We start from the raw sequence: 6,316 nt of genomic DNA on the forward strand, positions 1-6,316 counted from the left end.
GCCATGCAGCATCTTGTTTAAATTTAGCCCTGAGTCTTTTTAGATTCGGGGCATTTTTTTATTTTTGGGAAAACAAAACTCCATGGCAGCGGAAGAAGAATATCAACGAACTGGTTTTGAAGGAAAAGACCTGAAAGCTATAGATACCCTTTTACGTACCTATTTCGATGCTTCGGGCTGGGAATTTAGTGAACTGATACAGGCGAATAGGAATTATTACATCAAACAAGGAGCATCTCCCCATCCCGATCAATATGAATTTTTCAAGGATAAAGATATAATAATCGATTATCCCATAGATTTATACACTAAATTGGAAGACTTTACCCGGAACGATGAATACCTGATTGCCGATGACCGACAGGATACCATTATCTGGTTATTACCTGATTTCTACAGCTACAATTTTGCCAGCAGTAAGTTATTCGAGGCAACCAATGATTCCGGGTTTTATTATTTCTCGGAGTTCGTCCGGCCTGATATGCTCCGGTTATTTAGATCCATGCACGAATTATTTACAGCCCAAAAACCTTTCGATCAGTTGGGTGTTTCCTCCAAGCCTATAAAAATCGTATACGGTAATAAAGAAATAGCTCTGGATAATGAGGATAACTGGTTCTTTCAACACCTGAAAGAATACCTCGATACCTATTTAAAAGAGAAAACCATTGAAGAGGTACATACAGAACTATCCCAATACAAAACCAGGGTGGGAGCAAAATCCGATCATACCATCAACCGGATCATCACCCAGCTTTACCACTTCTTACAGGAAGAGACGCCTTACCATGATCCTCAGGGTAAGAAAACGGATAAAATCTGTACGTTCATCGCGCGCTTTCTTTCGTTAATGGGCTATATCACGATCCTCCCCGATGAAGAGGAATTTAATATCAGGCAGAAAGAACGGAAGAAATCAAAGATCCTGAGAGACTGGATCGCTACCATCCGCACAAAAATATCCGATAATCTGAAGTGGGAAGAAGTCAACGGAAAATTTAAAAGTGTCACCAACGAAATTCTTAGCCATAAGTCTTATAAGGAATATAATTCTGAAGGAGTGACTCTGGACACCCCGCTCAGTGAATTATTCCCCAAATATTGGTAAATAAAAATTTCTTCTCTGTTTTCTATCTAACCTATTGATTCTTATTACATAGGAAATACCCCTTCAACTCCCGGAATTTCCTATTTTTAATCCTTTATTTCCCACCTTACTTTTGCATCGTAATCAAATGCAACTCCGGAGTTCTGATGGTTACATAGTTCATTGATCAATGACAAACCGATAACGAAGGCAGCTACAAATTGAGTCTTACAAGGTAGGACACTCCAAGAAAATAAATGGGAGAAAACAGTTTGAGAGGCCGTAAGTTATCACCCCCGGAAGGAAAACTTAGCTAGTTGGAGCGGAAGGGGATAGTATTAATATTTTAAAATAATAAGATATGAAAAAAAATTATTTTATTAACGTAAAAGATTTTCAAATAAATATGAGTACTGAAAACGCATTAGCAACCTCTGGTTCAGAACTGGAAACCCTGCAAAATCAGTATTTGGCAACGAAAATAGCACTTGAAAACAATCAAGAGCCGAAGAAACAGCAGAAGCTTACCCAAGCCTGTAATAAAGCCAGAAAAGCATTGGAAAAATATTATTACGAGCAAAGCCTTCCAACGCTTCCACTCCAAATCCATGAAATGACAGAAGACGAAGATACCCTTCTTATCCAGAAGATTAAACAAGAAATAATCATCGCCTTCCCCGTCAATGGTCTGAAAACCAAGTCAGCCGAGATCCGGTCAGCCTGTTCCCTGCTGGAAAGTGAATACTTCGAGCCTGATGAACTGAAAATAATCACTCCTGCAGGGATATTCTTCGATGCTGGCATAGAATTGAAAGACCTGAACGGAAATACCATCCCCGAAGGTACTGAAAATGTCTATTGTCTGGCCGGAGATACGAAACTCCATGCCCTCGTTAAAGCTGCCTATACACTTAATATCAGAGCACAAACCGGAGAATGGGAAACGGTCATACTCCGAAATGTCCGCATCAGGGAATTCGATAACATACGGGAATATGGCAGATATATCAGAATGAACAATTCACTCGCCAGGCATTTACGCCTGCAGGAAAAAACAGAAATCGCTGAAATGGCAGAACCCGGTGAATTTATCCGGGCTGTAAATAAAGCCATCAGGGAATATCATCTCCCGGGGAATATAGCCATGAGAATATTTAATAACAATCAGGCAATTACCCCCAAAAACATGCGGCACATCATGCAAGGCAGCTTTGAATCCTCCGGGCAATATATAAAACAGGGAGAAGAGTTCATCAATATGATAAAAGAGAAATTCGGGGAAGATTGTTATAAGCAGTATCCTTTTAAGGCAGTTCTTAAATTATCCGAATCACTTTCTTTTGAATCTTTAGTCCCTATCGGCTTGGAAAAAGCAATGGTTTTATTACAGTCTCTTACACCGGATGATATCGCTGAGATTCAAAGACAGACAACAACAAAAGCTGAAATCCTGTTCAGTATTTTAAACCAGAAACAAACAAACCAGCCTGGGTAAATGGTTTAACCGGGAAAGCCTGTGTGACAGGCAGGCTTTTCCAACAAATTCTTTTCCGGAGTGAGTGTTATTTATTCTGAATACCCCTGTGTTTCCCCATGAGTGATCACTACCTGGGGTGACTTTCAGGATTTAAAGATTAAACATATATAACTTCACAACCATTGGAAGATAATTACCCCGTTGCTTTATTTACCGGATTATTCCCGGAAAACCGTTCCTGTTTCCTCTATAATCCGGTAAAAACACCCATTAACACAATAAAATATTATGAAAATAAATTTCTCAAATCACTTGGATGTGACCTGAATTGTAGGTAACTTTGTGTCATTAAAACAGAGGTGGATTAACCCCTTCCGGTACGCATACTAAAATCATAATTCCAGATATATACATTTGACACAAACAAAATAGAATCTCATTGTTTTATCCGATGGGATTTTATTTTGCCGGTCAGGGTACATTTCATATGATTCCTAATTGCGACACTCACCTCTTATAAATTTCAGAGATAATGAAAGACGGGAAGTGTTTTTCTTTCCTGTAACCTTTACCAGATCATTTCTTTTCAGAATCCCCCAGATACAATATAATTAATAAAGCTTATCAGATCATTCGGGGAAGATATCGGTTTATATACACTTCCTGAGCCATTCTGCTCCCTGAAAACCTGGCGCACTTCATGGTAATTATATATATAAAAAATACCCCGAAGTGCAACAGTGAATATTGACACAGGAAGTGTGTTTTATTTCATTTTTAATATGACTGTCAAAGATTATGATTTTAGTAGAAATCTTTCAGAAACGAAGCTATTGGATGAACTTGATTTCAATTCTTCATTTAAAGTAAGCATAGAATGTCCGGCAGGAGGCGGGAAATCATTCTATCTTTTAGATTACCTGAAAAGGAAAAATATTCCTTTCTTATTTACTACAGATACATTATTATTAGGCCGCAGATTGGCAGCGAGGCATGATCTCCCGTTTTATTGTGCCGAGGACAGGACCTGTTATGAAGCGGAACAACTGATCACGGTTTATCAGCATATTCCTAAATTTATCCACCGGGATACAACCCTGATAATTGATGAAGCCCATTCTCTGATAACTGATTATAGTTGGAAGAAAGAAGCGATTGAGCAGGTGCTGACCTTCGGTTGCAGATATAAGAGAGTGATATTGCTGTCCGGAACACCTTTATATTCCCGGGATTCGTTTTATGAAGGGATGACTATTTTCAGGGCTGTCCGGAAAGAGCCGCAGGTCCGGAATTTAGTTGTCGTAAACTATAAGGAGCTGATCGGGGGAATAACGGAACTGACCATGGGTTTAAGAGAAAACGGGAAAACTGTTGTTATCTCCCTGCTTGATAAATCCGATAAGCTTCCTTTGCTTGAGAAAAGCCTGCGTGACAGAGGGATCGTAAAGCTGGCCGTTATAAATTCCATGACTAAGCAACACAAAAAAGAAACGGATGAAACGGATATAGAGGTAGAGGGAAGCACCGGATATTATGACCAGCTTTTGCAAACCGGGGAATTGGATGCGGAAGTGATCATCACCACTTACCGTCAGGGCTATGATTTAAAAGGGAACAATTATGAACTGATCATCGCTCCCGGGAAAAATAAGCACTCCTATACCGATATTGTGCAAATGATGAACCGTTTCCGGGATCTTCCCGGTATGAAAGCTTATTTTCTGGTGAACAGTGAATGCGGGGAAGATCATCCCTTCGGGCTGCAGGAGGTGAATAAAACGCTTACAGATAACTATACCCGGGAAACAATGAAGTTAATGGAGAAGATGCGGAATACCGACTACAGGAAATTAAAATTCAATCAGTACTTTGAAACATCTGCTTTTCAGAAGTTTATTTATACTGAATACTATATCAACCACCACCTGATCAGTTATACCGTTTATCAGAAGATCAATAACGAACTGTACGGGAATCTTTTTAACCTGAAATATGTCCTTTCGGAATATGGTATCGGTTTACATACCTCGGGAGTTAAAATTAATTTGGTAATAAATAATAACTTAAAAAAAGAAAAAATGATAAAATATACAAAAGAGGATATCAAAATCGCTGTAGAACAATTCTATACCTACTTCCTCCAGCCTCAAACATTAAACTTTGAAGCATTCAATGCGCCAGTCAAAAATGCGTTACACCGGAAAATACGGGAATATTACGAAGAATTTAAATACCTGGGTCTTTCTGATGAAAAGATACGGGATATTCTGGAAGAGAATATGGGAAATACGGAAAAAATGAATAAAATCAGAGATATCTGTATGGTCAAATACAGCCCTGATGTAACGATGCGGCTTTACAGACAATTATTGCTCCAGAATTTTGAAATCGGAATGAGGATCAGCGGTGAAGAAATCGAACAGAAAATCAATAGTTTGAGGCGTGAGGTCGGTCTGCCTGATCAGAAACATAATACAGCAGTGGAATATTTCAATTTATTATTTGAAACTAAGAGAATCAAGTTTTCCGATACCCGTAAAATGGGTTATGAAATAATTTCTGCATTTTAAATATGAACCTATGAAAAAGCGAGAACTTAAACCCAAAAAAACATCCACAACATTTGTGCTGTGGAAAATCACAGAAGTTTACCACACCGAGGTGGAATACTTCAATGAAGCCGAATTGAAAAGAATGGCGGAGAATTTATGTAAGTTGATGGATAATTATTTGAAGAATAAAGAGAGGGAAGAAATACATATCTGTCTCTGATTCATGGAGGATCTGATCTGTGTTAAAGATCGGATCCTTTTTTTATATCCGGATAGTAGCCGTCTTAAATTCAGGCATTTTATATTTAACTACTAAAAATCCGTCATTCCCTATATATTCGTAATACTCTTTTTTGCCTTCCGTCCGGAAATGAACGGGAGGCTTTTTTTATACCTGTCAATATAGAGCTCCGGGTAAAGGTACTTTTTAAATACCTGATCAGAAAAAAAATTTTATAATATAATTTCAGATATACGGGGATTATTCCCTTCCCTACGCCCTGGGGTTACCCCATTGAAAACAGTTTCTCTCTTTCATTAATCATTAAATTTAAATTAAAAATGATGGAAAATAACTTTTATGACGGATCGGTAACAGCGGGAATCGTACCCAATACCCATTTTTTTCAGGAAGTGGAGGTGGTTTATAAACCCCGTAAAAGTCTGGAATTATCGTCTAAAATAAGGTGTTCCCGTGATGCTTTTCTTTATATCAAAGAATTTTTTAAATCTTTTATGTCCCATCATGAAGAAGTTTGGATGATTTTATTAAATTCGTGCATGCAAATAATCGGTTCGTCGCAGGTCTCGAAGGGAGGTTTGGAGCATGCTTTTGTCGATGTAAGGATTATATACCAGACGGCTCTGATGGCGCACGCAACAGGTTTTATTTTGGTACATAATCATCCGACAGGTGTTTTGCATCCCAGTAAACCGGATGAAGAGTTGACGAAGAAAATAGTCGGAGCAGGTAAGATTTTAGATATAAGGCTCCTGGATCACCTGATTATTTCTGAGGATACTTATTTCAGCTTTGCGGATGAAGGAATTATTTTATGAATGCGGTGATTTGTGAATAAAGATTTATTTTTGGCCTACGACTACCCCTATGAGCGTTTGATAAAACGATTTAATTGATTACATTTGTTCCGTTGTTAGAGTAATTTAGCAACGGACATATTGTTTTAAATAGAAGCGTTT

The 6,316-nt window shown here is 38.2% G+C and carries 5 protein-coding genes; all 5 read left to right on the forward strand.

The features are described from left to right. Positions 1–82: 82 nt before the first annotated feature. The 5 genes from Q0465_RS11400 to Q0465_RS11420 all read left to right on the forward strand — a co-directional run bounded on the left by Q0465_RS11400 (position 83) and on the right by Q0465_RS11420 (position 6,175). Positions 83–1,108: a hypothetical protein gene (locus Q0465_RS11400; RefSeq protein WP_298616360.1), complete on the forward strand. Its 1,026-nt coding sequence runs from the start codon at positions 83–85 to the stop codon at positions 1,106–1,108. Between the two features lie 340 nt (positions 1,109–1,448). Continuing rightward, a complete protein-coding gene (locus tag Q0465_RS11405; protein WP_298616363.1) occupies positions 1,449–2,582 on the forward strand; it encodes a hypothetical protein in 1,134 nt (377 codons plus the stop codon). A gap of 764 nt (positions 2,583–3,346) precedes the next feature. Beyond that, positions 3,347–5,134, forward strand: coding sequence for a hypothetical protein (locus Q0465_RS11410; protein WP_298616364.1), 1,788 nt, complete (start codon positions 3,347–3,349; stop codon positions 5,132–5,134). Positions 5,135–5,144: 10 nt separating this feature from the next. Next, positions 5,145–5,336 carry a hypothetical protein gene (locus Q0465_RS11415; RefSeq protein ID WP_118404876.1) on the forward strand — a complete coding sequence of 64 codons (192 nt, stop codon included), beginning with the start codon at positions 5,145–5,147 and terminating at the stop codon, positions 5,334–5,336. A 341-nt stretch (positions 5,337–5,677) separates the two neighbouring features. Then, complete coding sequence (locus Q0465_RS11420) at positions 5,678–6,175, forward strand: RadC family protein (protein ID WP_022161034.1); 498 nt, start codon at positions 5,678–5,680, stop codon at positions 6,173–6,175. The last annotated feature ends 141 nt before the right edge of the window (positions 6,176–6,316 follow it).

The sequence above is a fragment of the uncultured Odoribacter sp. genome (assembly GCF_937966165.1).
GTDB lineage: Bacteria > Bacteroidota > Bacteroidia > Bacteroidales > Marinifilaceae > Culturomica.